At 62.8% G+C, this 23188-nt stretch carries 21 protein-coding genes; 11 read left to right on the top strand and 10 right to left on the bottom strand.

Features of this window, described 5'->3' with window-relative positions:
- Positions 1-57: 57 nt before the first annotated feature.
- From FA04_RS32145 to mtnK, 5 genes are read right to left on the bottom strand one after another with little or no spacing between them, the layout of a single operon-like run.
- Positions 58-1176, bottom strand: a complete 1119-nt coding sequence (locus FA04_RS32145; RefSeq protein WP_034796464.1) for a RuBisCO large subunit C-terminal-like domain-containing protein — start codon at positions 1174-1176, stop codon at positions 58-60.
- Positions 1176-2177: a transketolase family protein gene (locus FA04_RS32140; protein WP_034796462.1), complete on the bottom strand. Its 1002-nt coding sequence runs from the start codon at positions 2175-2177 to the stop codon at positions 1176-1178. The genes FA04_RS32145 and FA04_RS32140 overlap by 1 nt, the downstream gene beginning before the upstream one ends.
- 2 nt (positions 2178-2179) lie before the next feature.
- Entirely contained in the window at positions 2180-3115 is a 936-nt protein-coding gene (locus FA04_RS32135) for a transketolase (RefSeq protein ID WP_034796459.1), read from the bottom strand.
- Between the two features lie 4 nt (positions 3116-3119).
- Positions 3120-4214, bottom strand: a complete 1095-nt coding sequence (mtnA, locus tag FA04_RS32130) for an S-methyl-5-thioribose-1-phosphate isomerase (protein ID WP_034796457.1) — start codon at positions 4212-4214, stop codon at positions 3120-3122.
- Positions 4211-5482, bottom strand: a complete 1272-nt coding sequence (gene mtnK / locus FA04_RS32125) for an S-methyl-5-thioribose kinase (RefSeq protein WP_034796455.1) — start codon at positions 5480-5482, stop codon at positions 4211-4213. Before mtnK ends, mtnA begins: the two co-directional genes overlap by 4 nt.
- Before the next feature lie 147 nt (positions 5483-5629).
- Between mtnK and FA04_RS32120 the strand changes: the two genes are divergently transcribed.
- The 3 genes from FA04_RS32120 to FA04_RS32110 are packed head-to-tail and all read left to right on the top strand — an operon-like array spanning position 5630 to position 9288.
- The gene (locus FA04_RS32120; protein ID WP_034796453.1) at positions 5630-7147 is read left to right on the top strand and encodes a sugar ABC transporter ATP-binding protein; all 1518 of its coding nucleotides are present in this window, start codon (positions 5630-5632) and stop codon (positions 7145-7147) included.
- A complete protein-coding gene (locus FA04_RS32115; protein WP_051659349.1) occupies positions 7144-8193 on the top strand; it encodes an ABC transporter permease in 1050 nt (349 codons plus the stop codon). The genes FA04_RS32120 and FA04_RS32115 overlap by 4 nt, the downstream gene beginning before the upstream one ends.
- 51 nt (positions 8194-8244) lie before the next feature.
- Positions 8245-9288, top strand: a complete 1044-nt coding sequence (locus FA04_RS32110) for a substrate-binding domain-containing protein (protein ID WP_034796451.1) — start codon at positions 8245-8247, stop codon at positions 9286-9288.
- 57 nt (positions 9289-9345) lie between these two features.
- Here FA04_RS32110 and FA04_RS32105 read toward each other — a convergent pair whose 3' ends face one another.
- From FA04_RS32105 to FA04_RS32095, 3 genes are all read right to left on the bottom strand, one after another.
- Positions 9346-9570, bottom strand: coding sequence for a hypothetical protein (locus tag FA04_RS32105; protein ID WP_034796449.1), 225 nt, complete (start codon positions 9568-9570; stop codon positions 9346-9348).
- Positions 9571-9640: 70 nt separating this feature from the next.
- A complete protein-coding gene (locus tag FA04_RS32100) occupies positions 9641-11695 on the bottom strand; it encodes a bifunctional aldolase/short-chain dehydrogenase (RefSeq protein WP_034796447.1) in 2055 nt (684 codons plus the stop codon).
- A 57-nt stretch (positions 11696-11752) separates the two neighbouring features.
- Complete coding sequence (locus FA04_RS32095; protein ID WP_034796445.1) at positions 11753-12733, bottom strand: sugar-binding transcriptional regulator; 981 nt, start codon at positions 12731-12733, stop codon at positions 11753-11755.
- Positions 12734-13031: 298 nt separating this feature from the next.
- Between FA04_RS32095 and FA04_RS32090 the strand changes: the two genes are divergently transcribed.
- Genes FA04_RS32090 through FA04_RS32080 form a run of 3 tightly spaced genes read left to right on the top strand, consistent with a single transcriptional unit; the run spans position 13032 to position 15884 of the window.
- On the top strand, positions 13032-13583 hold the full coding sequence (locus FA04_RS32090; protein WP_034796442.1) for a MaoC family dehydratase: 552 nt from the start codon (positions 13032-13034) through the stop codon (positions 13581-13583).
- A 7-nt stretch (positions 13584-13590) separates the two neighbouring features.
- Positions 13591-14751 (top strand): CaiB/BaiF CoA transferase family protein, encoded by a 1161-nt coding sequence (locus FA04_RS32085; RefSeq protein WP_034796440.1) that lies wholly within the window; start codon positions 13591-13593, stop codon positions 14749-14751.
- Positions 14748-15884: an ABC transporter substrate-binding protein gene (locus tag FA04_RS32080; protein ID WP_156553132.1), complete on the top strand. Its 1137-nt coding sequence runs from the start codon at positions 14748-14750 to the stop codon at positions 15882-15884. The genes FA04_RS32085 and FA04_RS32080 overlap by 4 nt, the downstream gene beginning before the upstream one ends.
- 54 nt (positions 15885-15938) lie before the next feature.
- Here the strand turns inward: FA04_RS32080 and FA04_RS32075 are convergent, their stop codons facing one another.
- A complete protein-coding gene (locus FA04_RS32075) occupies positions 15939-16775 on the bottom strand; it encodes an amidohydrolase family protein (protein WP_034796436.1) in 837 nt (278 codons plus the stop codon).
- A gap of 76 nt (positions 16776-16851) precedes the next feature.
- On the bottom strand, positions 16852-17640 hold the full coding sequence (locus FA04_RS32070) for an IclR family transcriptional regulator (protein WP_034796531.1): 789 nt from the start codon (positions 17638-17640) through the stop codon (positions 16852-16854).
- 164 nt (positions 17641-17804) lie between these two features.
- On the opposite strand from FA04_RS32070, the gene FA04_RS32065 reads away from it, so the two are divergent.
- The 5 genes from FA04_RS32065 (at position 17805) to FA04_RS32045 (ending at position 23186) form a co-directional block, all read left to right on the top strand.
- Positions 17805-19124, top strand: coding sequence for a type 2 periplasmic-binding domain-containing protein (locus FA04_RS32065; protein WP_034796434.1), 1320 nt, complete (start codon positions 17805-17807; stop codon positions 19122-19124).
- Between the two features lie 81 nt (positions 19125-19205).
- A complete protein-coding gene (locus FA04_RS32060; RefSeq protein ID WP_034796432.1) occupies positions 19206-20102 on the top strand; it encodes a carbohydrate ABC transporter permease in 897 nt (298 codons plus the stop codon).
- Positions 20102-20968: a carbohydrate ABC transporter permease gene (locus tag FA04_RS32055; protein WP_034796430.1), complete on the top strand. Its 867-nt coding sequence runs from the start codon at positions 20102-20104 to the stop codon at positions 20966-20968. The genes FA04_RS32060 and FA04_RS32055 overlap by 1 nt, the downstream gene beginning before the upstream one ends.
- A 6-nt stretch (positions 20969-20974) precedes the next feature.
- Positions 20975-22072 carry an ABC transporter ATP-binding protein gene (locus tag FA04_RS32050; protein WP_034796428.1) on the top strand — a complete coding sequence of 366 codons (1098 nt, stop codon included), beginning with the start codon at positions 20975-20977 and terminating at the stop codon, positions 22070-22072.
- Between the two features lies 1 nt (position 22073).
- Positions 22074-23186: a mandelate racemase/muconate lactonizing enzyme family protein gene (locus FA04_RS32045; RefSeq protein ID WP_034796426.1), complete on the top strand. Its 1113-nt coding sequence runs from the start codon at positions 22074-22076 to the stop codon at positions 23184-23186.
- Positions 23187-23188 lie beyond the last annotated feature (2 nt).

Raw genomic sequence — 23188 nt, 5'->3', positions numbered from 1 at the left:
TACGAGGGCTGCACCATCCCGGCTCGGCCCTTCCGGCTCGACCCATGGCGAGTGCGTCTAGCTATGGACCGCGGCGACCAGGCGGCGGCAGGCGTCCACGAGGTTCGGTTGCTGAAGCAGGGCGCCGCCGATCAGATACATGACGTCGTTGCCGTAGGCCTCACGCATCTCGGGAACGCGCTCGAAGGTCATGCCGCCACCGGGTGCAGCGACGATCGCCTTCGGCCCCCTCATGTCGGCCGCGCAGGCCCGAGCAATCGACAGGCATTCCTCTCGCGTAAAACCGAAGCGGCCTCCGAAGTTCGGGTAGATCACCGCATCCGCGCCCATCAGGCGATGCAGCGTGCCGAAGAACGAACGGTGCGAGAAGCCGCAATCGGCAGAGACCACATTTGCGCCGGAGAAGGCCGGGTGCGAAACGATCGGCAAGGTGAAATCGGGATCGGCCGCAAGTGTGCGCACGACATCATAGCCGGTCAATGCCGGGGCCAGCATCACGGCGCCCGCACCGGCGGCCTGCGCTTCCTTCGCCCGGTCAAGCACGGCCGAAGCCGGCCCGGTGACATTCGGCACGAAGCTTGTCCTGCCGCCGGTTTTGGCATTGGCCTCGCCGACGGCCTCGATGCAGGCCTTCAAGCGTTCGGCAAAAGGCGACGTCACCTGATCGACGAGACCATGGTCGTCCTTGACGAAGTGCATGCCGCCAAGCGCGAAATCATGGGCGCGGCTCGCAAGCTCGGATGTCGAAAGCCCGACGGGCTTGATCGCCGACATCAACAGAGGGCCTTCGCCCACGCCGGCGCGGGCGCGAAGCCCGGCAATGCCGTGGCGGGGTCCTGTGCAAAGCCCAAGGATACCCGGCGAAAGACCGATATCCTCGACCTTCAGGCCGGGCTTGATGGAGCTGTTACCGAAGATGACGTTTAAGAGCTGCAGAAAGTCGCCGCCAACATCGTCGTCGGAATAGGAGATCGAGGCGAGAAAACCCGGCCGGCCGGCCGGATCCGGCTTCAGGTCTTCCAGCTTGCCGAGGATTTCATCCTCGACGTAGCCCTTGGGAACGGCGCCGCGCGGAATTTCGACGGTCTGCTCCAGAGCGATATCGAGTGCGCGCGCCTTAGCCTCGTCGGCGTCAGCGGCACGCACGTAGTAGGTGACGGTGAAACGCGGAGCCACTAGAGCGCCTCCGCCTTCTGAGCCGAATGCACGTGGTCGATGCGGACCTCCGTCAATTCGTCCTCGCCGATCTCCAGCGGCTTGCCGACCAACTCGCTGATGGCGCCAACGAGCGCGCCGGCGTCGAGGCCATACTTTTTCATGAGGTAGGGCTTGGACGCACCATGGGCGAAGGTGTCATTGAGGCCCAGCCGCTTCAGGCGGATGCCAAGACCTTCTTCGGCCAGAATTTCCGCAACGAGCGAGCCGAGGCCACCGACGATGGTGTGGTTTTCCAGCGTGACGATCCCCCTCTTGCCCCGCGCGGCCTTCAAAAGGCCTTCGCGATCGAAGGGTTTCAGGGTCGAGGCGTGCAGATGGGTGATGCCGATGCCGCGTGCCTGAAGCGGTTGGGTGGCGCGCAGTGCTTCCTCGGTGCAGACGCCTGAGGAAACGACGAGAATGTCGTCGCCCTCGGACAGAACCCGCAGCTTGTTGAACGCGAAAGGCGTGGAGAAGAGACGCGGGACCTCGCCGCGAAGCACGCGCACATAGACGGGGCCATCGATGCTGTCGGCCACTTCGAGTACGGTCTCCACCTCGGTCGCGTCACCGGTCTCGAGGATCGTCATGTTCGGTACAGCGCGCAGAACGGCAATGTCCTCGATCGCCTGGTGGGTGATGCCGCCGGGCGTGGTGATACCGGGCAGGAAGCCCATCAGTCGCACCTTGCGATTGGAATAGGCGATGGAGTTGATCAACTGATCATAGGGGCGGCGATAGAGGAAGACCGAGAAGGTGTGAATGAACGGCCGGTAGCCTTCCATCGCCAGCCCGCCGGCAAAGGACAACATATTCTGCTCGGCCATGCCGAGCGAGAGGAACTGCTGCGGATGCCGGTCGCGGAAGCCGTCGACCTCGCAGGACGAGGTCAGGTCGGCGGAAAGGCAGAGGACTTCGGGTCGCGCGGTCGCGAAGGTCTCGAATGCCTTGGCGTAGGGACGATTGACGATCTCGACCATGTTCAGGCCCCTTTCATAGCTTCGACGTCGACGCCGAGTTCGGCCGCAAGTGCGGCCTGCATTTCAAGCCGTTCTTCCGCGCTCTTGAAGCGAACGTAATGAAGTCGCGGGAAACGCTTTTTGAGGAACTCCATGCCCTGGTAGGGCGAGGTGTTGGCGAGGATGACCAGCGGCTTGCCGGGCTCGGCGCTTCCGGCCGCAGCCCTGAGCGCTTCCAGGTCGTGCCCGTCCACCGAGCGGCAGGTGACGCCGAAGGCGCTCACCCGGGCGGCGAGATCGCCAAGGTCAAGCACCGACGACATGGCACCGTCGCACTGCTGGCGGTTCACGTCGACGACGACGCGGATGTTGTCGATGCCGTGGTAGCTCAGCGCCGCAAGGCATTCCCAGGTCTGGCCTTCCTGGAACTCGCCGTCCGACATGTAGACCCAGACCTTGCCCGGCTCCTTCTTCTGCAGCCGCGCCCAGGCGACGCCCGAGGCCATGGAGAGACCCTGCGCCAGCGAGCCCGTGGTCACTTCCATGCCGGGGCTGTGCTCGGCGCCGATCATCTCGACCGAACCGCCGTCCTTGTTGAAGTGATCGAGCGCGTGCTCGTCCATGCGCCCCATCTCGATCAGCGCCGAATAGATGACGAGCGCATAGTGGGCGGGCGAGATGAAGAAACGGTCGAACGCCGGCCCAACCGGTCCGTGATAGCCGGCGCCGGTAAAGGCGTCCGGATTGTGCGCCGAAGGAACACCGCGAAACGGCAGCGGCACCTTCGGCAACGTCGGCTCGCCGAGCGTCAGAAGCTCGTTATAGAGCAGCGCAAGGCTTTCGGCAGCCGAGCAGGCCTGGCTGAGGTAACCGCCATTGTTCTTCATCGTGTGGAAGAACACCCGTCGGCGGATGCCGAGCGCGATCTCTTCCGTTGAAACCCGGTTCGTGAGTGTCATCGTCTCAGCTCCGTTCTGGGAAAAGCGCCTTGAGGCCTTCGGGCGATGGTGTTGCGATGCCGCGCTCGGTGATCAGGCCGGTGATGAGTCGGGCGGGCGTGACGTCGAAGGCCGGATTGGCGGCAGGGCTGCCCTCCGGCGAAATGCGCACGCTGGCAATCGAGCCGTCGCTGGCGCGCCCCTGGACGAAGCTCACCTCGTCGGCGGTTCGCTCCTCGATCGGGATTTCCTTGATCCCGTCGCGGACCGTCCAGTCGATCGTCGGCGAGGGAAGGGCGACATAGAAGGGGACGCCATTGTCGCGCGCAGCTAGCGCCTTCAGATAGGTGCCGATCTTGTTGCAGACATCGCCATTGGCCGTCGTCCGGTCCGTGCCGACAATGACCATATCCACATCGCCGTGCTGCATCAGGTGCCCGCCGGCATTGTCGACGATCAGCGTGTGCGGCACACCGTGGCCGTTCATTTCCCAGGCGGTGAGATAGGCGCCCTGATTGCGCGGGCGTGTTTCGTCGACATAGACATGCACCGGAATGCCTTCCTCGACAGCCATGTAGATGGGTGCAGTCGCAGTGCCATAGTCGACGGTCGCAAGCCAGCCGGCGTTGCAATGGGTGAGGATGCGCACGGGTTCACCCGGCGCCTTCTTCGCAGCAATCTCGCGGATGACCTTCAGGCCGTTTGCGCCAATGGCGCGATTGAGTTCGACATCTTCGGCCGCGATCTCGGCGGCACGATCATAGGCCGCCTTGGCACGCCCGCCTTCCGGCAAGGGGCGCAGATGGTCGCGCATGGCGTTCAGCGCCCAGCGCAGATTGATGGCGGTCGGGCGTGTTTCGTTGAGTTCCTCCCAGACGGCGTCGAGATGGGCGTTCGACGGGTCCTTGGCCATCGCAATCGCAACACCGTAGGCGGCCGTGACGCCGATCAGCGGTGCGCCGCGCACCCACATGTCGCGGATGGCGACGGCGACATCGGCGACCGTTTTCAGCGTCACGACGCGGAACTCGTGCGGCAACCAGCGTTGGTCGATGATATCGACGGAGCGTCCGTCCTCGTTGAGCCAGATCGTATGGTAGTGGCGTTCTCCGACTTTCACGCTGATGTCTCCTTCTGAAGGCGCTCCGCGAGTGCGCGGATGTCCTTGAGGCTGTGGATATGATGCCGGTTGACGGCGAGGTGACGCCCGAGCTTCAGCGCCCTGGTTTCGCAGGCAGCACGGCGATCGGGGTCGACAATGGTTTCGAAGTCGGCGTTGTGGGCGAGCCCCAGGATGCGGCGGTGCATCTCGACGCCGGCAAAGCCCAACATCTCGCGCCAGATCTCGTCGATGACGATATCGAGCGCCTGTTCGGCGCCGAACGGATCGTTGCGCGCCTCAAAGAGGCTTGCCTGGTAGAGAATGCCGTTACGCTCCGTGCGCCAGAGATGGGCGAATTCGGTGCGGAAGGTTTCCCAGATGACTTCGACCGTATCGAGCAGATAGGTGCGCATGCCATCTCGGGCACTGGGCGCGTTTTCGTGTCCGCTCTGCGAAAAATAGCTCATCCAGAAATTGGCAAGCAGCATGCCGACGTCGAAGCTGATCGGTCCGTAGAACGCGAACTCCGGGTCGATGACGCGGGTCTCGTCGTCGGTCACCATAACAGAACCGATATGCAGATCGCCATGGCAGAGCGTTTCGGCTTTTGCCGAGAACAGATGTTTCAGCCGCTGTGCTTCGACCTTGAGGTCGCGGTCGGCGCGAAGCTCGGCCACGATCGGATCGAGCTGGGGCGTGGTGTGACGATTGAGCTCGGCCTCGAAATAGGGATCGGAAAACACCAGGTTTTCGGTGATGTCGCAAAGCTCGATATTGTCGGCGAAAAGCGCAAGGTCCGTCTTCTTTTCTCGCGTGGCCATGGAGAGGTCGGAGCCGCGAAAGAGCGTGCGGGCGACGAAGAGGCCGAGGTCACGCCCGATTTTCGGCAGTTGCCGCCCGTCGATCAGCGCGCGCCTCAAAATGACGTGCGGCGTCAGGAACTCCATGACGATGAGCGCCTGGGATTCGTCGAAGAAATAGATCTCCGGCACGAGGCCGGGGTCACGCGCTGCCTGGCGCTTCAGGGCATGATATTCGAAATAGGAGCGCTTCAGCGGCAGCGGCCAGCTTTCGCCGACAAGGCGCACATAGGGCAGCGCCTGCTTGACGATGGCAGCGCCCCTGTCGCCGGAGACGATGAAGACCAGATTGAGGTTGCCGTCGCCGACTTCCTTAACGCTCCAGCGCGAAAAGTCCGGCCCGATTTTTTCTCTCAGGACGGTGTTGCCGCCGAGTTTTTCCGGCAACGTCGCAGCGCTCAGCGCCTCGAAGACCTGCTTGTCCATATCGTTCTCCTCCAACGCATGGCGCGGGCCTCCACCGCTCGCAGCCATGCCGTGTGTGGTCACAACTAAGGCGGCATTCTAGCAAATGTCAATGGCCTTGACATTTGACGGAAGCCTATCCTAACCTGCCTTCATCGGGAGGAGAGAATGAGCGAACAGGCAGTGTTTCGCATTGAGGGCGTGCGCAAATCCTTCGGACCGGTACCGGTTCTTCGAGGGGTGGATCTCGATCTCAAGGCTGGGGCGGTTACCGTTCTGATGGGCGCCAATGGCGCCGGCAAATCCACGCTCGTGCGGATCCTGAGCGGCGTTTACACGCGCGACGCCGGCACGATCACGCTCGCCGGCATGCCCTTCGAGCCGACGGCCCCGGCCGAGGCGATCCGCGCCGGCGTTGTCACCGTGCATCAGAACATCAATGACGGGGTGGTCGCCGATCTCGACGTCGCCACCAATCTAACGCTCGACCGCTTGAACGGGCGCGGTGCGCGACTGTTCTTCAACCCGCGTCGGGTGCGCCGAGAGGCCGCCGCGGTCGCCTCGCGCATGGGGCTTGCGATCGATCTTGCCGCCAATATCAACGACCTGACGCTTGCCGACCGGCAGATGGTGGCGATCGCCCGTGCCATGGCGCATGAGCCGAAGGTGCTGATCCTTGACGAACCGACCTCGTCGCTGTCGAGCGCGGAGGCCGACCGGCTTTTCGATCTCGTCGATCGGCTGAAGGCGCGCGGCGTCGCCATTCTCTATATCTCGCATCGCATGTCGGATATTCGCCGGCTGGCCGATAGCATCGTGGCGCTGCGTGATGGCCGCATCAGTGGCCGCTTCGAAGGGCCGGAACTGGACTATGAGGGTGCGGTCAACGCCATGCTCGGTCGCAAGGTCTTGGCTGGCGCCGTTGATCTGCGCGACGGCGGCGCTCCGGTCTTTGCGGTCAGCGGCCTGAAGTTGTCGGAGCAGGCGCGCCCCTTCGATTTCACGCTCCGTGACGGGGAAATCGTCGCCGTCACCGGGCTCGTCGGCGTCGGCAAGACCGCGCTTGCCGAAACTCTGTTTGGCGCGCGCGCTCCGTTTGCCGGTGAGATGACGCTCGACGGCGCGCGTTACGCGCCGGCAAGCACCGGAAGGGCTATCGCCCGCGGCGTCTTCCTCGTCGCCAAGGACCGCGCCGAAAGCGGCATCGTGCCCGACTTCAACATCTACGAAAATATCAGCCTGCCGTTCCTGAGCCGGCTCTCGCGCTTCGGCATATCGAGCCGGCGGGCGGAAAAGACCAAGGCACGCCAGCAGATCGCCGCCCTCGGTGTCGTCTGCCGCAGCGAGCGCGACGAGTTGCAGACGCTTTCGGGCGGGAACCAACAGAAGGTGATGGTCGCGCGCTGGCTTTCCGAGCCGTCGCGCCTGCTCATCCTCGACGAACCGTTCCAGGGCGTCGACATCGCCGCACGCCGCGACATCGGCGAGAAGCTGCGCGCCTCGGCCGCGGGCCGCGCCACGATCCTCTTCGTGACCGAACTCGACGAAGCCTTCGAAGTCGCCGACCGCATCCTCGTGATGTCGGAACAGACCATCGTCGGAGAGCACCGCAATGCCGACATCGATGTCGAGCGGCTCCTGTCGGAAATCGCCGGTCAATTCTATCAACAGGTCCATGCGTCATGAGCAGTGAACAGAGCAATTCCGCAGCACCGGTTGCGGTCCCTTCGAGCGCATCGGGAATTCGCGAGGCGGCCATCAAATACGGCTTCCTCGTGCTTCTCGCCGGGATGGTCCTCTATTTCTCGCTCGTGACCGGCGGCTTCGCCTCACCGCAGAGTGCGGTCTTCATCCTGCAGTCGGTGTCGATTACCGGCATCCTGGCGCTGGGCGTGACAGCCACGCTTGTCGTCGGCGGCTTCGATCTTTCGATCGGCTCGGTCGCGACGACGGCGATGATGGCCTCGTCCTATGTGATGGTGGTGATGGGCGGCGACGCACTGACGGCGACGCTCGTGTGCCTTGCCATCGGTGTCCTGGTCGGTTTCGTCAACGGCGTCATTATCGTCTACATGCGCGTGCCTGATCTGCTGGCGACACTCGGCATGATGTTCCTCTTGCTCGGCCTCCAGCGCATCCCGACGGAGGGTCGGTCGATTGCCACAGGCATGACGCTTCCCGACGGCTCGGTCGCCGGCGGCACTTTCAGCCCGGCCTTCCTGGCACTCGGCCGCCACCGCTTCGATTTCGTCCTGCCCAACCTCGTGCCGGTTTCGGTCGTGGTGTTGATCGTGCTGGCGATCGTCATCTGGTTCTTCCTCGAATACACCCGCTTCGGCCGCATGATGTATGCCGTCGGCTCCAACGAGCGGGCAGCCGGCCTCGCCGGTGCGCCGGTCAATGCCTACAAGATTTCGGCCTATATCATTTCCGGCGTCTTCGCCTCGATCGGCGGCATCCTGCTTGCCGCCCGTCTTGGTCGCGGAGACATCGCGTCGGGCAACAACCTGCTGCTCGATGCGGTTGCCGCAGCGCTGATCGGTTTTGCCGTGCTCGGCGCCGCCAAGCCGAACGCTTTCGGCACGGCGATCGGCGCGCTCTTCGTCGGCATCCTGCTGCAGGGCCTGACGATGATGAACGCGCCCTATTACACCCAGGATTTCATCAAGGGCGCCGTGCTCGTCGCTGCCCTGATCTTCACCTTTGCGCTCTCGAAAAGAGGCAAACGCTGAAGGGGTGCCCTTCAGCGGAAAACAAAAAGTTCACCAGTGGAGGAGACTGACATGAACATGACTCGCAGAAGCCTGGGCCGCTTGACGCTTGGGTTGATGGGGGCAGCCGCCTTCGGCGTGCCGTCCTTTGCCGCCGAGATGCCAAAGCCGTTCGACAAGGCCGGCGATGTCAAGATCGCGCTTGTGCGCTACCTTTCGACCGGCGACTTCTTCCAGTCCTATCTCGCAGGCGTAGAGGCGCAGTCCAAGGCGCTCGGCGTGCAGCTTCAGGTCTTCGACAGCCGCCAGGATGCAGCGCTCCAGGCCGACATGGTCGACCAGGCGATCGCGCTTGGCGTGCAGGGCATCATCATCCAGCACGGCCTGACCGAATCGATGAAGGAAGCTGCCCAGCGCGCGGTTGACGCCGGCATCAAGGTCGTCGCCTTCGACGTAAACGTCGAGAACGAGAAGATCCCGCAGATCGAGCAGTCCGACCGCGACCTGGCCCGCCTCGCGCTCGAGCAGGCCGTCAAGGACAATGGCGAAAGCTTCAAGGCAGGCTACGTCTATGTCGCCGGCATCGCGCCGCTCGACCGCCGCGACGAGACCTGGAAGGAATTCAAGGCGAAGTATTCCGGCATCGAGGAAGCCGCGCAATTCGGAACGATGGACAACCCGATCGCCAACTCGGTAGCCAACCAGGCCCGCGCGGTGATTTCGGCCAAGCCCGACATCACCGTGATGTTCGCGCCCTATGACGAGTTCGCCAAGGGCGTGAAGATCGCCGTCGACGAAGCGGGCCTGTCTTCCAGCGTCAAGATCTACTCGGCCGACATTTCGACGTCCGACATCGCCGCCATGCGCGAAACGGGCTCGGCCTGGACGGCGACGGCCGCCACCAACCCCGCCGTCGTCGGCCAGGTCTCGGTCCGCTCGCTCGCCATGCTGCTTGCCGGCGAAAACCCGGGCCGCCAGGTGGTGGTACCGCCGACGCTGATCACCCAGAAGGACCTGAACGATCAGGACATCAAGAACATGGAAGAGCTCGGCGTGAAGCTGCCGCAGTTCGCCCATGCAGATGTTGTCATGCCCGCATGGATGCCGAAGCCTTAATCTCCCAAGGCGAAACGAAAGGGGCGGTCGATCAGACCGCCCCTTTTTTTGTCCTGACTACTCTAATTCGCTTTCCGCCTTTGGCGGCACCCAGGCTTCGATCGCCGTCTCGGGATAGATCTGCACGGAGCCCGGCTCGAAATGGCTTTCGATCGCGTAGCCGAGGCTGGTCAGGTCTGTGCGATACCAGCCGACGATCTTGCCGCGCCATGAGGCGCGGCCTTTCTTGGCTGCATAGTCACCCATTTGAAACGCGGCATCTGCGGGCCATCGATCGACCATTTCGTCTCCATCCGAACAACTCTGGCGGGAGACCGCAGTGTGGCACGTTTTTACGCTTAGACGGAAGCGCTCAGCGCATCGCCGCTGCGATATTGCCGCCATCCACAGTCGTCACATCCGCGGTGGTTCGTTCTGCGAGCGCGTGGTGCACGAAGGCGCGCGCTACGTCCTCGGCCGTCACTTCGAGACCGAGCAGGTTTCCGCCCATGTAGTCCTTGACCGAAAGGCCGCGGGCGGCTGCACGATTGGCGATCATCTCGTCATTGAGCAGGCCCGAGCGGATGCGATCGGCGTTGACGGCATTGACGCGGATATGGTCGGCACCATGCTCAAGCGCATATTGCCGCGACAGAAACAGCGTCGCCGCTTTCGGCAATCCGTAGGCGCCGAACTTCGCGCCCGGGTTGACTGCCTGCTTGGAGGCGTTGAAGAGCAGCACGCCGCCGGTCTTTTGTTCCTTCATGACGCGCACGGCATTCTGCGCGACCGTCTGATGCGCGAAGAAATTCAGCTCGAAGCTACGGCGCAGCAGGGCGTCGTCCATCGTCGCAATCGGGCTTTCCCAGGCGGCGCCCGCATTGGAGACGACGATATCGACGCCGCCGAAGGTCGCGACCACCCGGTCGAAGGCGGCGCGCACCGAAGCGGGATCGGTGATGTCGCAGGCGATGCCAATCGAGTTGTTGCCGGCCGCCTTCGCCACTGCGCTTGCTTTGTCGCCGTCGAGGTCGAGCACGACGGCATGCGCGCCCTCGGCGACGAAAGCCTTGACGATGGCAGCGCCGATGGCGCCGGCGCCGCCGGTGACGAGCGCGACCTGGCCGGTAAACGGCTTCGGCTTGGCGCCCGCGAGTTTCGCCTGTTCCAGCGACCAGTATTCGAGATCGAACAGATCCGGCCGGCTGACCGGCTCGAAGCGGCCAACGGATTCTGCGTCGCGCGCAGCCTCGATCCACATCTCGCCGACGTCGACGGCGATCATCGCGTCCTTGTAGGTGCGGCCATGGCCGAACATGCCGAGCCCGGGCACCAGCGTCAGGCGCGGCATGGGATCGAGCATGATGCGCTTGACGTCGTCTCGTGCGTCGTTGCTGTGGAAATACCCGGTGTAGTCGGCGGCAAAGGCGGTGACCCGCGCGTCGATCACGGCCCGGTAACCCGAGAGATCATCTTTAGCCGGCGCCGGAAGCACCAACGGGCCGGTCTTGATGCGGATGGAAAGATCGGGCGTCGAAACGCCCCTGGCTGCCATCTCCTCAACTTGCTGCGCATTGACGAAGTCGAGGATGTCGGGCGAGGTGCGGAACACGCTGACCATGCGGTCAAAACGGCCTTCGCCCTTGTCGACGGCAACGGCGCCGCGCAGCATTGGCGCGATATCGGCAGGGCTTGCAAGCACTGCGGGCAGGGCGGCGGGCGTAAACGGATTGTGCCCCTTCGCTTTCACATGCTCTTCGGCGCGCGTGACATAGTGGATCATCCGGTCATAGGCTTCCTTCGCCGTGTCGGCGAAGGTGAAGATCCCGTGCTTGTCGAGGATCAGCCCCTCGACCGTTGGATCCTGATCGAACACGTCCGCCGCAGCCTTCGCCAGCGCGAAGCCCGGCATGATGTAGGGCACGAAGCCCATCTTCCTGCCGAAAAGCTCGGCGCACATCTCCCGGCTCTTGGCCTGATCGGCGATGGCAAGAATGGCGGTCGAATGGGTGTGGTCGACGAACTTGTGTGGCAGGAAGGCGTGCAGCAGCGCCTCCACGGACGGGTTCGGCGAGGCCGGGTCGATGAGGTTGGCGCGCAACAGCGTCACCATGTCCTCGTCCGAAAGCCTTTCGAGCTTGCGGCTCTTGAGCAGGGGGGCGATCTTGACGGCTGGCAGGCCGGCGGGCTCGATCGTGCCCATGTCCCAGCCACTGCCCTTGACGCAGAGCACGGCATGCGTGTCCCCGACGAGGTCTGTGATTTCGGTTTTCACCGAGGTGTTGCCGCCGCCATGCAGCACGAGCCGCGGCTCGCCGCCAAGCAGTCGCGTCGTATAGGTCCGCAGCGCCAGATCGCGGCCGGTGCCCTTGGCCTGATAGCCCGTAACGACCTTCTCCGCCTCGTCGTCGCGCCAGAGATTATCCATAAGTTCAGCCTCCCGATAAACCGGCCCGGCCGGTATCGGCGGACCCAAATTCGAGGCTCAGGGGGCGCCTGAGCCGCTTCTGCCAAGCCCTTCGCGGTTCCAGCGATCGAGGACTTTGCGTGCCATCGACTCGGTGATGACGAGATGCGAGGCGAAGCCGCCCTTCAAGGCCGCCATCAGCGGTTCGAACTTGCTGTCCTCCTGCACGACCAGCATGCGCTTCTTGATCGTGCGGATGGAGCCGAGATCGGCCGAAATGCAGCGGCGATTGTGCTCGCAATCCATCCATTGGCCGTCGCGATCGATGAGCTGTCCGGCAATGACGCCGGCCGCGCCCTTTTCGCCCATCGCATGCATGTCTGCAGCCGAGAGCGCGCCGCATTTGACGAGGTGGCTGTCATCCTCGATGCCGCCGACCGAATAGAGCGCCAGACCGCAGTCGGAGATGGTCGCGAGCTGCTCCTTGATGACGGGTTCGCCGCGCAGTTCTTCGGCGAGCCGCTCGGAGGAAAGCACGAGCGGCGCATAAAAATTAATCCCTTCGGCATTGAGGCGGCGGGCGATTTCCGTCGTGCATTGATCCGGGCGGTAGGAATAGGGCGCGCCGAGGTTGCCGCAAAGTTGCACGACCGTGACGCCGCGCAGGTCCGCAAAGGGCATGACGTCGGCGATATGATAGACGGTGCGGCCCCAGGCAACACCGATCCGGTCGCCCTTGTTGATCAGTTCGAGAAAGACGGAGGCCGCGACGACGGGCATTTCGGCGGCCGGGTCCATCGCCTGCCGATCTTCCGGCACGAGCCATGCAGTCGTAAGCCCGGTGGCGTCTTCGAGCTCGCGGGCAAGCACGTCCTGCGAAAACAGTTCTGTCGACGTGGTGATCGTGACGATGCCCATCTCGCGGGCCTTGCGCAGATACATGGCGATCGAGGCGCGGGATATCTCCAGCCGCTGCGCCACTTCGTCCTGGCGCAGGCCGTGCGTATAATAGAGCCAGGCGGCCTTGTGAATGATCTGGTCTGTGGCTCGGATGGGCATTGGCGGAACCTTCGCAAGATGGATCTGACATATTTCATCTATACTGACAAAAGTCAACGTCGTTGACGAATGTCGCCACCTCGCGCGCACTGCAGAAGCTGAACCTCTATTTGAGTGATGGTCTTTACGGCGTCGCTTCTCGCCGCGAACGCGCTTGCAGTCCACAGCCGGTTGCAAACGGAATCCATATGTGAACATACTATTCATATAAGGATCCGAATGGAGATCGAGCGGCATTGCCCTCGGGAACCGTCGAACGGACCCGCAGTTGCCGACCTATTGCATCAGGGACTGACCAATGGATGACTTCATGCCCACTGTCGGGGTGTCCTCGACCCGTCCCGGGGACATGCCGGAGGAGCACGCCGCGCTTCCCGTGTGGAACGCGGAAAACTGGTTCTATGAGGACTGGCCAGTCGGCCAGCGTATAAGGTCCTTGCGTCGCACGATCGCCGAGAGCGACAGCCACCTCTTCAATACGCTCGTCGTCGACATCCATCCTTACGTGCAGGATCAGATGTTTGCCGAGCGCGAGGGCATCTTCGGCAGGCGTCTCGTTGCCGGCGCCTTCGTCTTTTCCGCAGGCCTCGGGCTGGTCGCCACCAACTGCGTCAACGCCTTTTCCTACGGCTATGACAAGCTGCGCTTCATCAAGCCGGTCTTCATCGGCGAAACGATCTACACGATCCGTACCAACATGGACAAAACGCCCCGCTACAGGGAGCTCGGGCTTATCCGGGCCAGCTACCAGGTCTTCAAGGGCGAGGGAGAGCTGGTGCTCTACTGCGAGCACCTGCAGACCGTGAAATACAAGAACCCCGCCGACTTCGTCGGCAAGACCGAGAAGTAAGATACCGATGACCGAAACCAACGAACTGCCGCTCTCTGGCCTTGTCGTCGTCGACATGAGCCAGTTTCTCTCAGGCCCCTACTGCTCCTTGCGCCTCATGGATCTCGGGGCGCGCGTCATCAAGATCGAGCGCCCCGACGGTGGCGACCTGTCGCGCCGGCTTTATCTGAGCGACACCGAGATCGGCGGCGATTCGACGATCTTTCATGCCATCAACCGCGCCAAGGAAAGCCTCGCGATCGACCTCAAGAACGAGGCCGATCTTAAAGCATTGCAGACGTTGCTCGCCAAGGCCGACGTGCTGATCCAGAATTTCCGTCCCGGCGTCATCCAGCGGCTCGGGCTCGACTACGAGGCGGTCAAGGCGATCAACCCGAAGATCGTTTATGCCTCGATCAGCGGCTATGGCGAGGAAGGCCCCTGGGTGAAGCGGCCGGGGCAGGATCTGCTCGCGCAATCGCGCTCCGGCGTCATGTGGCTGAACGGCGATGAGGGCCAAGGGCCGGTGCCCTTTGGTCTGGCGATCGGCGACATGCTTGCGGGCGCCGCAGCAGCGCAAGGTATCCTTGCAGCCCTCGTCCGTCGTGGCATTTCCGGCAAGGGCAGCCTGATCGAGACGAGCTTGCTCGAGGCCCTCGTCGACTTCCAGTTCGAAGTGCTGACGACGCACTTGAATGACGGCCGCCGGCTGCCGACCCGGTCGGGTTTTCGCAGCGCCCATGCCTATCTGTCGGCGCCCTATGGGGTCTATCCGGCCAAGGATGGCTATCTCGCCATCGCCATGACGCCCATCCCGAAGCTTGCCGATCTCTTGCAAATGCCACAACTCGACGCCTATCGCGACGATCCGGCTTCCTGGTTCTCCGAACGGGACGAAATCAAGGCGCTGATCGCCAAGCGGATCGCCGAAAACACCATCGACCATTGGCTTGGCGTGCTTGAGCCTGCGGACATCTGGTGCGCCCGGGTTCTAAACTGGAACGAACTGCTCGAAAGCGAAGGCTTCCGCGTGCTCGACATGCTGCAGACGGTGGTGCGCGAAGACGACGTTTCGATCCTGACGACGCGTTCGCCGCTCAGGGTCAACGGCAAGCGTGCGCAGGTGGACCGCGCAGCACCACGGATCGGCGAGCATAGCGCCTCGATCCGAGAGGAGTTCGGCCTGTGAGCGTCACATTGAAGGGCATGACCTGGAGCCACCCGCGCGGCTACGATCCGATGATCGCCTGTTCGCGGCTTTGGCAGGAACGCACCGGCATAACGGTAGAATGGGACAAGCGCTCGCTACAGGATTTTGAGACCTATCCGGTCGAGGAATTGGCGCGGGCCTATGATCTTATCGTCATCGATCATCCGCATGTCGGCCAAATCACCAAGGAGAAGTGCCTGGCGCCGCTCGATGTGGAAGGCCGCCAAGCCGAGAGGAAGGCGCTTGAGGATGCGAGCGTCGGGCGCTCCTATCCGAGCTATACTTGGCAGGGCCGGCAATGGGCCTTTCCGATCGATGCGGCGACCCAGGTCCAGGCGTGGCGCCCGGACCTGACGGACCGCATGGAAAGCTGGACCGACATGCTGGCGCTCGCGCGACAGGGAAGGGTGGCGCTGCCGATGCGCCCACCGCATTCCCTGATGAGCTTCTACACGCTCGCCGGCAATCTCGGTTCCCCCTGCCGCAGTGACGCTACCGGGCCGCTGATCGATCCGGATGCGGGCATCAACGCCTTCGAGCGCCTGCGTGAACTGACAGACCTGATCGATCCCTCCTGCTTTTCCATGGACCCGATCGCCGTGCTGGAGGCAATGAGCGATCCGCCGTCGAAAGTTGTCTGTGCACCTCTGATCTACGGCTATGTCAGCTACGCGATGCCGGGCTTCCGGCCGTCGCTCGTGACGTTCGGCGATGTTCCGATTGCCGGAACCAATGGTCCGGCAGGCTCGGCCCTCGGCGGAACGGGGATTGCGGTCTCGGCTTTCTCACAGGCGCGGGAAGCGGCGATCGATTTCGCCTATTTCGTTGCGAGCGGCGCCGTCCAGCGCGGTCCTTATGCCTCAGGAGGCGGGCAGCCCGGCCACGCGGCCGCCTGGGATGACGACGCCGTCAATGCCGCGACCTCCGATTTCTATCGTGCGACGCGCAAGACGCTGGAGAGCGCCTGGGTTCGCCCACGGTACGATGGCTACATGGCCTTCCAACAGGCGGCATCCGATCGCATCAACGACGGCCTCACGGGCAAAGAGGCGGCGCGAAAGGTCGTCGACGATCTCAATCGGCTGTTTGCAGAGAGTTTTGCTACAGCCTGATTTCTGAGTTCCGGGATGCCCAGGCGTCCCGGAACGGACTTAGGGCAGGGCTTGCTAGGCGAGATTCCAGATCCGGCGCGCGTTGTCGGCAAGCAGCTTGCGCTTTTCCTCCGCGCTGCAGCCTTCCAGAAGCGCGTGGGTGGCGCCGACCCAGGTCGAAAGATTGCCGCCGAGCGTGCAGACCGGCCAATCGCTTCCCCAGACCACCCGATCCCAACCAAAGACGTCGATCGTGTGCTCGACATACGGGCGCAGCGTCTCGACCTGCCAGGCCTCGTCCGCATAGGCGACGACGCCGGAGATTTTTGCCGTGACGTTCGCACGTTGGGCGATCTCGCTCATGTGCTCGCGCCAGGGATGCTCGGCGCCGGCGCGAATGTCGGGCACGCCGCAATGGTCGAGAATAAACGGAACGTCGGGCGCCAGATCGGCAAGCGCAATCGCCTTTTCGATCTGGTGCGGCAGGACGCAGAGGTCGAAGGTGAAGCGACGGCCGCCGAGCCGGCGGATATTGTCGCGAAAAGTCGCTCCTTCGGAGAGGTCATCCGGCATCACATGCAGCACGCGGCGGAAGCCCTTGATGAGGCCGTTTGCTTCCTGGCGTTCTAGATAGGCCGAAAAGCCATCCTCTTCAGGTCGGCAGGCGGCAATAGCGCCCTTCAGCAGGCTATCCGCCTGGCCTGCGAGCCGCGCGACCTCGGATGTCTCCTTCTCCATCTCTAAAGGATCGACATCGACCTCCATGTGCAGGCTGGCAGTAATGCCGAGCCGCCGCGCTTCGCGCTCGTAGGTGGCGTAGAGAAAGTCCTGGTTGAGGGCAGGCACACCGGCGAGCCAGGGATAGGCGAGCCTCGACCTGTCGATGAGGTGAAGATGGGTGTCGATGATCAAGGCGCGCCTCCTCCGAACGGCTTCTCACATAAGAATGATCTATTCAGATAAGAAGTACGACCGTTCCCAAGTGCCGTCAATCTGTTGTGGAGGCCACGTCCGAACCGGCCAACGTCGACAGTTGCTCGGCGGTTTTCAGCAAAAGGGCGATGCTTTCAGTGATGTCTGGCGCCGAGGGCGCGTTGACGAGCGCGATATAGGGAACGGTCAGCGCCGCGATGCCGCGGCCATCAGGCCCCAGGATCGGCGCCGAGAGGTTATAGACGCCGGCTGTCTGCGCGCTCGCCATCATTTCATAGCCGCGCTCGCGGATCTGATCGAGGCGCGCGTAGAACTCAGGCCCGCGCGGGACCTCGTCTTTGCTCCTGGCATGTTCCGCGATCATCATTTCGCGCTCTTCGGCCGAGCGGAAGGCAAGCAGGATATGGCCGGAACCCGTGTCGAAGAGGCTGATATGCGACCCGACCCGGATCGAAATGCCCCAATAATCAGGCGCTTCCTGCTGGGCGATGACGACGGCGGAGCCGCGATCGAAGACGGCGAGGTGGTTTGCCTGCTTCGAGCGCTGGGCCAGATCCCGCATCAAGGGCGTGGCGTAGGAGGCAAGCCTGCGGACCGGCGCATGCAGTTGCGACAACCCGAAGAGCTTCAATGTCAGCGAATAGCGATCTCCGTCGATGCGCGTGACATAGCCGCGCCGCACCAGCCGATCGAGCATGCGGTAGAACTCGTTCGGACTCCGGTTCAGGCGCTTGGAAATCTCGGCCTGCGTCAGTCCGCCGTCGACGCTGGCAAGCAGCTCGAGAATGTCGAGCCCCTTATCAAGGGCCGGTGCGCGGTAGCGATCTGACTCTTCGGTGTCCATGAAGCCTCCTTGGTGAATATTCATATCCATATACGCAGACGAAGGCGCCCACAAAGGAAAGTTCTCCCTTGACGCCTCATGAAAATGTTGTTTGTATATGAATTAGTTTCTCACAAATGAGAACGTCACGTCAGGAAGAGGGCGTGAACATGGGAGGAGTGGATATGAAAAGGCTGCTTGCCGGCGTCTCCGCCGGCGTCGTTATGCTTGCCTGTGCAGGGGGAGCGGCGAATGCCGCAGAACTGCCCGGCAAGTTCGAGGGCGTCACGATCGACGCCAAGCTGATCGGCGGACAGCAATACGAAAAGCTCTACGAGCGGATCGGCGAATGGGAGAAGGCGACCGGCGCCAAGGTCAACATCCTGTCGAAGAAGAACCACTTCGAACTCGACAAGGAGATCAAGTCGGATATCGCGACTGGCGGCGTCAGCTGGTGCGTCGGCTCGAACCATTCCTCCTTCGCGCCGCAATACCCCGACATCTACACTGATCTCCTGGCGCTCCTGCCGCCGGAGGAGATCGCCAAATTCGTGCCGGCGCTGATCGACGCTTCGACGCTCGACGGCAAGCTGGTGATGTTGCCGCGCGCCCAGTTCGACGTGTCGGCGCTCTACTACCAGAAGAGCCTCTACCAGGACGAAGCCAAGAAGACCGCCTTCAAGGCGAAATACGGTTACGACCTCGCGCCGCCGGACACCTGGGCCCAGGTCAGCGATCAGGCCGAGTTCTTCGCCGCCCCGCCGAATTTCTACGGCACGCAGTTTGCCGGTAAGGAAGAGGCAATCAACGGTCGCTTCTATGAAATGCTGGTCGCCGAAGGTGGCGAATATCTCGACAAGGACGGGCGCCCCGCCTTCAACTCGGAAGCCGGTGTCCATGCGCTTGACTGGTTCGTCAAGCTCTACAAGGACAAGGCCGTACCGCCGGGCACGACCAACTATCTTTGGGACGACCTCGGCCAGGGCTTTGCCTCGGGTTCGATCGCCCTCAACCTCGACTGGCCTGGCTGGGCGAGCTTCTTCAACGACCCGAAGTCCTCCAAGGTCGCCGGCAATGTCGGCGTGAAGGTGCAGCCGGCCGGTTCTTCCGGCAAGCGCACCGGCTGGTCGGGCCATCATGGCTTCTCGGTCACCGAAGATTGCGCCAACAAGGAAGCGGCCGCTTCGCTCGTCTGGTGGCTGACCAACGAGGACAGCCAGAAGCTGGAATCGGCTGCCGGCCCGTTGCCGACCCGGACTGCCGTCTGGGAATACAACATCAAGCAAGCCGAGGGCGACGCCTACAAGACGGAAGTGCTGCAGGCTTTCCAGGAAGCCGCAAAGCATGCCTTCCCGGTTCCGAAGACGGCCGAGTGGATCGAAATCTCCAACGCCGTCTATCCGGAACTCCAGGCCGCCATCCTCGGCGACAAGACGTCGAAGGAAGCGCTTGATGCCGCCGCTCAGAAAGCGACCGGCATTCTCGAAGACGCGGGCAAGCTCTGATCGTTACCCATGAGGCGGCGCCGATGCCTTGAAGGCGCCGGCGCCGCCTCAGCCATTTCATGCAATCCTCAGGACTGCCCGATGAAGCTCAAGAAATTGTCAGCACCGGCCCTGCTTCTGCTTCCGGCCTTTGTCGTGCTCGCGGCGGTGATCGTGTTGCCGCTCCTTTTTTCCTTCTATTCGAGCTTCACGCCGTTCCGCTTGACCAAACCGGAGACGCTGTGGGTCTTTGTAGGCCTGCGCAACTACGCGACCGTACTTGGCAACGCCGAATTCTGGGTCGCGTTTGGCCGCACCGTGCTGTTGCTGACTGTGGCTCTGAACGCCGAGATGCTGCTCGGTCTCGGCCTGGCTTTGCTTGTCAACAAGGCGACCCACGGCCAGCGCCTGCTGCGCACCATGATGATGTTTCCGATGATGTTTTCGCCCGTGCTCGTCGGCTTCCAGTTCAAGTTCCTCTTCAACGACAATATCGGCTTCGTCAACAATGCGCTGCAGTCGCTGGGACTGACGGATCAGGCAATTCCCTGGTTGATCGACGGCAATCTCGCACTGCTCTCGATCATCATCGCCGAAGTCTGGTCCTCGACCGCAGTCTTTGCGATCCTGATTCTGGCCGGCCTGCTCGCCATGCCGAAGGATCCGGTCGAGGCTGCCCATGTCGACGGCTGCACACCCTGGCAGACCTTCCGCTATGTCACCTGGCCCTATCTGATGCCGTTCGCCTTCATCGCCATGACGATCCGCTCTCTCGACGTCGCGCGCGCCTATGACATCGTCAAGATCATGACCGATGGCGGCCCGGCCAAGCGCACGGAGCTACTCTGGACGCTCGTCGGCCGCACGGCCTATGCCGATGCCCGCATGGGGCTCGCCAACGCCATGGCCTATGTCGCGATCCTCCTGTCGATCGTCTTCACCGTCTATTTCTTCCGCAAGCTCGCCGCGGCGCGCCAGCAGATCGGAGCCGAGTGGTAATGGATATCAACGCTTCGCACCGACTGCGCCGCCGCCTGTTGAAGACGGTGCACCTGATCGGCCTGTTTCTCGCAATGGCCGTGATCTGCCTTCCCGGCCTCTGGATCGTGCTGTCGTCGCTGCGTCCGACCGTCGAAATCATGGCGAAACCACCGGTTTGGATCCCCGAGAGCATTTCGCTCGATGCCTATCGCGCCATGTTTGCGGGCGCCGGGCAGGGTGGCGTTCCCGTCTGGGACTATTTTCGCAATTCGCTGATCATCTCGGTGACCTCGACGGTGATTGCACTGGCGATCGGCATGGCCGGCGGCTACGCCTTTGCCCGCTATCGTTTCAAGGCGAAGTCGGCGATCTTCCTCGGCTTCATGCTGACGCGCGCCGTGCCTGGCATCGCGCTCTCGCTGCCGCTCTTCATGCTCTACGCCCGCACCGGGATCATCGACACGCATTTTTCGCTGATCCTGACCTATGTCGCGCTCAACGTGCCCTTCACCATCTGGCTGATCGACGGCTTCTTCCGCCAGGTGCCGAAGGATCTCGCCGAGGCCGCCCAGATAGACGGCTGCACGCCGTGGCAGGCCTTCTGGCAGGTGGAGTTTCCGCTTGCCGGTCCCGGCATCGCATCCGCCGGCATCTTTGCGTTCCTGACGTCCTGGAACGAGTATGCGCTTGCCTCGCAGATCACCCGCTCGGTCAATTCCAAGACCTTGCCGGTCGGGCTTCTCGACTACACCGCCGAATTCACCATCGACTGGCGCGGCATGTGTGCGCTCGCCGTCGTGATGATCATCCCGGCGCTGACCCTTACCTTCATCATTCAGAAGCACCTCGTTTCGGGTCTCACCTTCGGCGCGGTGAAAGGATAATCGTTCATGGCTCCTGTCACTCTCAGGAAACTGGTCAAGCGCTACGGCGCGCTCGAGGTCGTCCACGGCATCGACCTCGAAGTGAAGGACCGCGAGTTCATCGCGCTCGTCGGCCCGTCGGGCTGCGGCAAGTCGACAACGCTGCGCATGATCGCAGGCCTCGAAGACGTCAGCGATGGCGCGATCGAAATCGGCGGAAAGAAGGTCAACGACCTGCCGCCTCGGGCGCGCAATATCTCCATGGTCTTCCAGTCCTATGCGCTCTATCCGCATATGACGGTCGCCGAAAACATGGGTTTTTCGCTGAAGATCGCCGGACGCTCGGCAGACGAGATCAAGACGCGGGTCGATGAAGCCGCTGCCATCCTCGATCTTAGCCATCTCCTGGAGCGCCGCCCGTCGCAGCTTTCCGGCGGCCAGCGCCAGCGCGTCGCCATGGGCCGCGCGATCGTGCGCCAGCCGGATGTCTTCCTGTTCGACGAACCTCTGTCGAACCTGGATGCGAAGCTGCGCACCCAGGTGCGAACCGAGATCAAGAAGCTGCATGCCCGCATGCAGGCGACGATGATCTACGTCACCCACGACCAGGTCGAGGCGATGACCTTGTCAGACCGCATCGTCATCATGCGTGACGGCTATATCGAACAAGTAGGCACGCCGGAAGAAGTGTTCCAGCGCCCGGCCACAAAGTTCGTGGCCGGCTTCATCGGCTCGCCGCCGATGAACATGGACGAGGCGATCGTCGACAACGGTACGCTCGTCTTTGTAAGCGGCATGCGGCTGCCGATCCCGCCGCGGTTTGTGAACGCGCTCCGTCCGGGACAGAAGGTCACCTTCGGTCTGAGGCCTGACGACATCTATCCGAGCGGCCATGGTCTGCATGCCGGCGACCCGGCCGCCGTGCACGAGGTCGAGCTACCGGTGTCGATCACCGAACCGCTGGGTAATGAAACGCTGGTCTTCATCCAGTTCAACGGTCGAGACTGGGTTTCGCGCATGCTCAATCCGCGCCCGCTTGGCCCGGGCGAGAAGGTGCACATGAGCTTCGACCTCTCGCGCGCCCATCTCTTCGACATCGATACCGGCAAGGCTCTGGAAGGCTGACATGGCAAGAATCGAGAAAATTGAACTGCGCATGGTCGACCTGCCGCCGAAGGTGAAGCGGACCGATGCGATCCAGAGCTTCGTCAGCCAGGAAACCCCGATCGTCACCATCACCGACAGCGATGGTGCGACGGGCACCGGCTACAGCTATACGATCGGTACCGGCGGTTCGTCGGTGATGCGGCTTCTCTCCGACCACCTGGTGCCGATCCTGATCGGCGAGGATGCCGATTGCATCGAGGCGATCTGGCACAGACTAGAATTTGCGACCCACGCGACGACGATCGGCCCGATAACGGCGCTGGCGCTGGCGGCAGTTGACACAGCACTTTGGGACCTGCGCGCCAAAAAGCAGAAGCTGCCGCTCTGGAAGCTTGCCGGCGGCGCCAAGGAAAGCTGCCCCCTCTACACCACCGAGGGCGGCTGGCTGCACATCGAAAAGGAAGCGCTGGTCGAGGACGCGCTTGCCGCCAAGACCAAGGGCTTTTCAGGTTCGAAGGTGAAGATCGGCAAGCCGCACGGCTCGGAGGATTACGATCGCCTGTCGGCAATGCGCAAGGCGCTCGGCGACGGCTTCGAGATCATGACCGACTGCAACCAGGGCTTCACCGTCGACGAGGCGATCCGCCGCGCGTCCAGGCTGAAGGAGCTCGACCTTGCCTGGATCGAGGAGCCGCTGCCGGCCGACGATCTCGACGGTCATATCCGGTTGACGCGCTCGACGCCCACGCCGATTGCGGTGGGTGAATCCATGTACTCGATCCGTCATTTCCGCGAATACATGCAGAAGGGCGCCTGCTCGATCGTCCAGGTCGACGTTGCCCGTATCGGCGGCATCACGCCGTGGTTGAAAGTCGCGCATGCGGCGGAAGCCTTCGACATTCCGGTCTGCCCGCACTTCCTGATGGAGCTGCATGTCAGCCTCGTCTGCGCCGTGCCGAACGGCAAATATGTTGAGTACATTCCGCAGCTCGATGATCTCACGACCAAGGGCATGGAGATCCGGAACGGTCGCGCATTGGCGCCGTCCGAGCCAGGCATCGGGATTTCCTGGGACTGGGATGCCGTGCGCGCCCGCTCGATCGACGAGTTTACCCGCGAGTTTCGGGGCTAGGA

The sequence above is a fragment of the Ensifer adhaerens genome, assembly GCF_000697965.2.
Taxonomy (GTDB): Bacteria; Pseudomonadota; Alphaproteobacteria; order Rhizobiales; family Rhizobiaceae; genus Ensifer; species Ensifer adhaerens.
This window is presented reverse-complemented; position numbering and strand designations above follow the sequence as displayed.

Bases quoted from the DNA above. Each gene is read 5' to 3' on its own strand.
- FA04_RS32140 (WP_034796462.1), bottom strand. From the start codon at position 2,177: ATGGTCGAGATCGTCAATCGTCCCTACGCCAAGGCATTCGAGACCTTC.
- FA04_RS32135 (WP_034796459.1), bottom strand. From the start codon at position 3,115: ATGACACTCACGAACCGGGTTTCAACGGAAGAGATCGCGCTCGGCATC.
- mtnK (WP_034796455.1), bottom strand. From the start codon at position 5,482: ATGGACAAGCAGGTCTTCGAGGCGCTGAGCGCTGCGACGTTGCCGGAA.
- FA04_RS32120 (WP_034796453.1), top strand. From the start codon at position 5,630: ATGAGCGAACAGGCAGTGTTTCGCATTGAGGGCGTGCGCAAATCCTTC.
- FA04_RS32115 (WP_051659349.1), top strand. From the start codon at position 7,144: ATGAGCAGTGAACAGAGCAATTCCGCAGCACCGGTTGCGGTCCCTTCG.
- FA04_RS32110 (WP_034796451.1), top strand. From the start codon at position 8,245: ATGAACATGACTCGCAGAAGCCTGGGCCGCTTGACGCTTGGGTTGATG.
- FA04_RS32105 (WP_034796449.1), bottom strand. From the start codon at position 9,570: ATGGTCGATCGATGGCCCGCAGATGCCGCGTTTCAAATGGGTGACTAT.
- FA04_RS32100 (WP_034796447.1), bottom strand. From the start codon at position 11,695: ATGGATAATCTCTGGCGCGACGACGAGGCGGAGAAGGTCGTTACGGGC.
- FA04_RS32095 (WP_034796445.1), bottom strand. From the start codon at position 12,733: ATGCCCATCCGAGCCACAGACCAGATCATTCACAAGGCCGCCTGGCTC.
- FA04_RS32090 (WP_034796442.1), top strand. From the start codon at position 13,032: ATGGATGACTTCATGCCCACTGTCGGGGTGTCCTCGACCCGTCCCGGG.
- FA04_RS32085 (WP_034796440.1), top strand. From the start codon at position 13,591: ATGACCGAAACCAACGAACTGCCGCTCTCTGGCCTTGTCGTCGTCGAC.
- FA04_RS32070 (WP_034796531.1), bottom strand. From the start codon at position 17,640: ATGGACACCGAAGAGTCAGATCGCTACCGCGCACCGGCCCTTGATAAG.
- FA04_RS32065 (WP_034796434.1), top strand. From the start codon at position 17,805: ATGAAAAGGCTGCTTGCCGGCGTCTCCGCCGGCGTCGTTATGCTTGCC.
- FA04_RS32060 (WP_034796432.1), top strand. From the start codon at position 19,206: ATGAAGCTCAAGAAATTGTCAGCACCGGCCCTGCTTCTGCTTCCGGCC.
- FA04_RS32055 (WP_034796430.1), top strand. From the start codon at position 20,102: ATGGATATCAACGCTTCGCACCGACTGCGCCGCCGCCTGTTGAAGACG.
- FA04_RS32050 (WP_034796428.1), top strand. From the start codon at position 20,975: ATGGCTCCTGTCACTCTCAGGAAACTGGTCAAGCGCTACGGCGCGCTC.
- FA04_RS32045 (WP_034796426.1), top strand. From the start codon at position 22,074: ATGGCAAGAATCGAGAAAATTGAACTGCGCATGGTCGACCTGCCGCCG.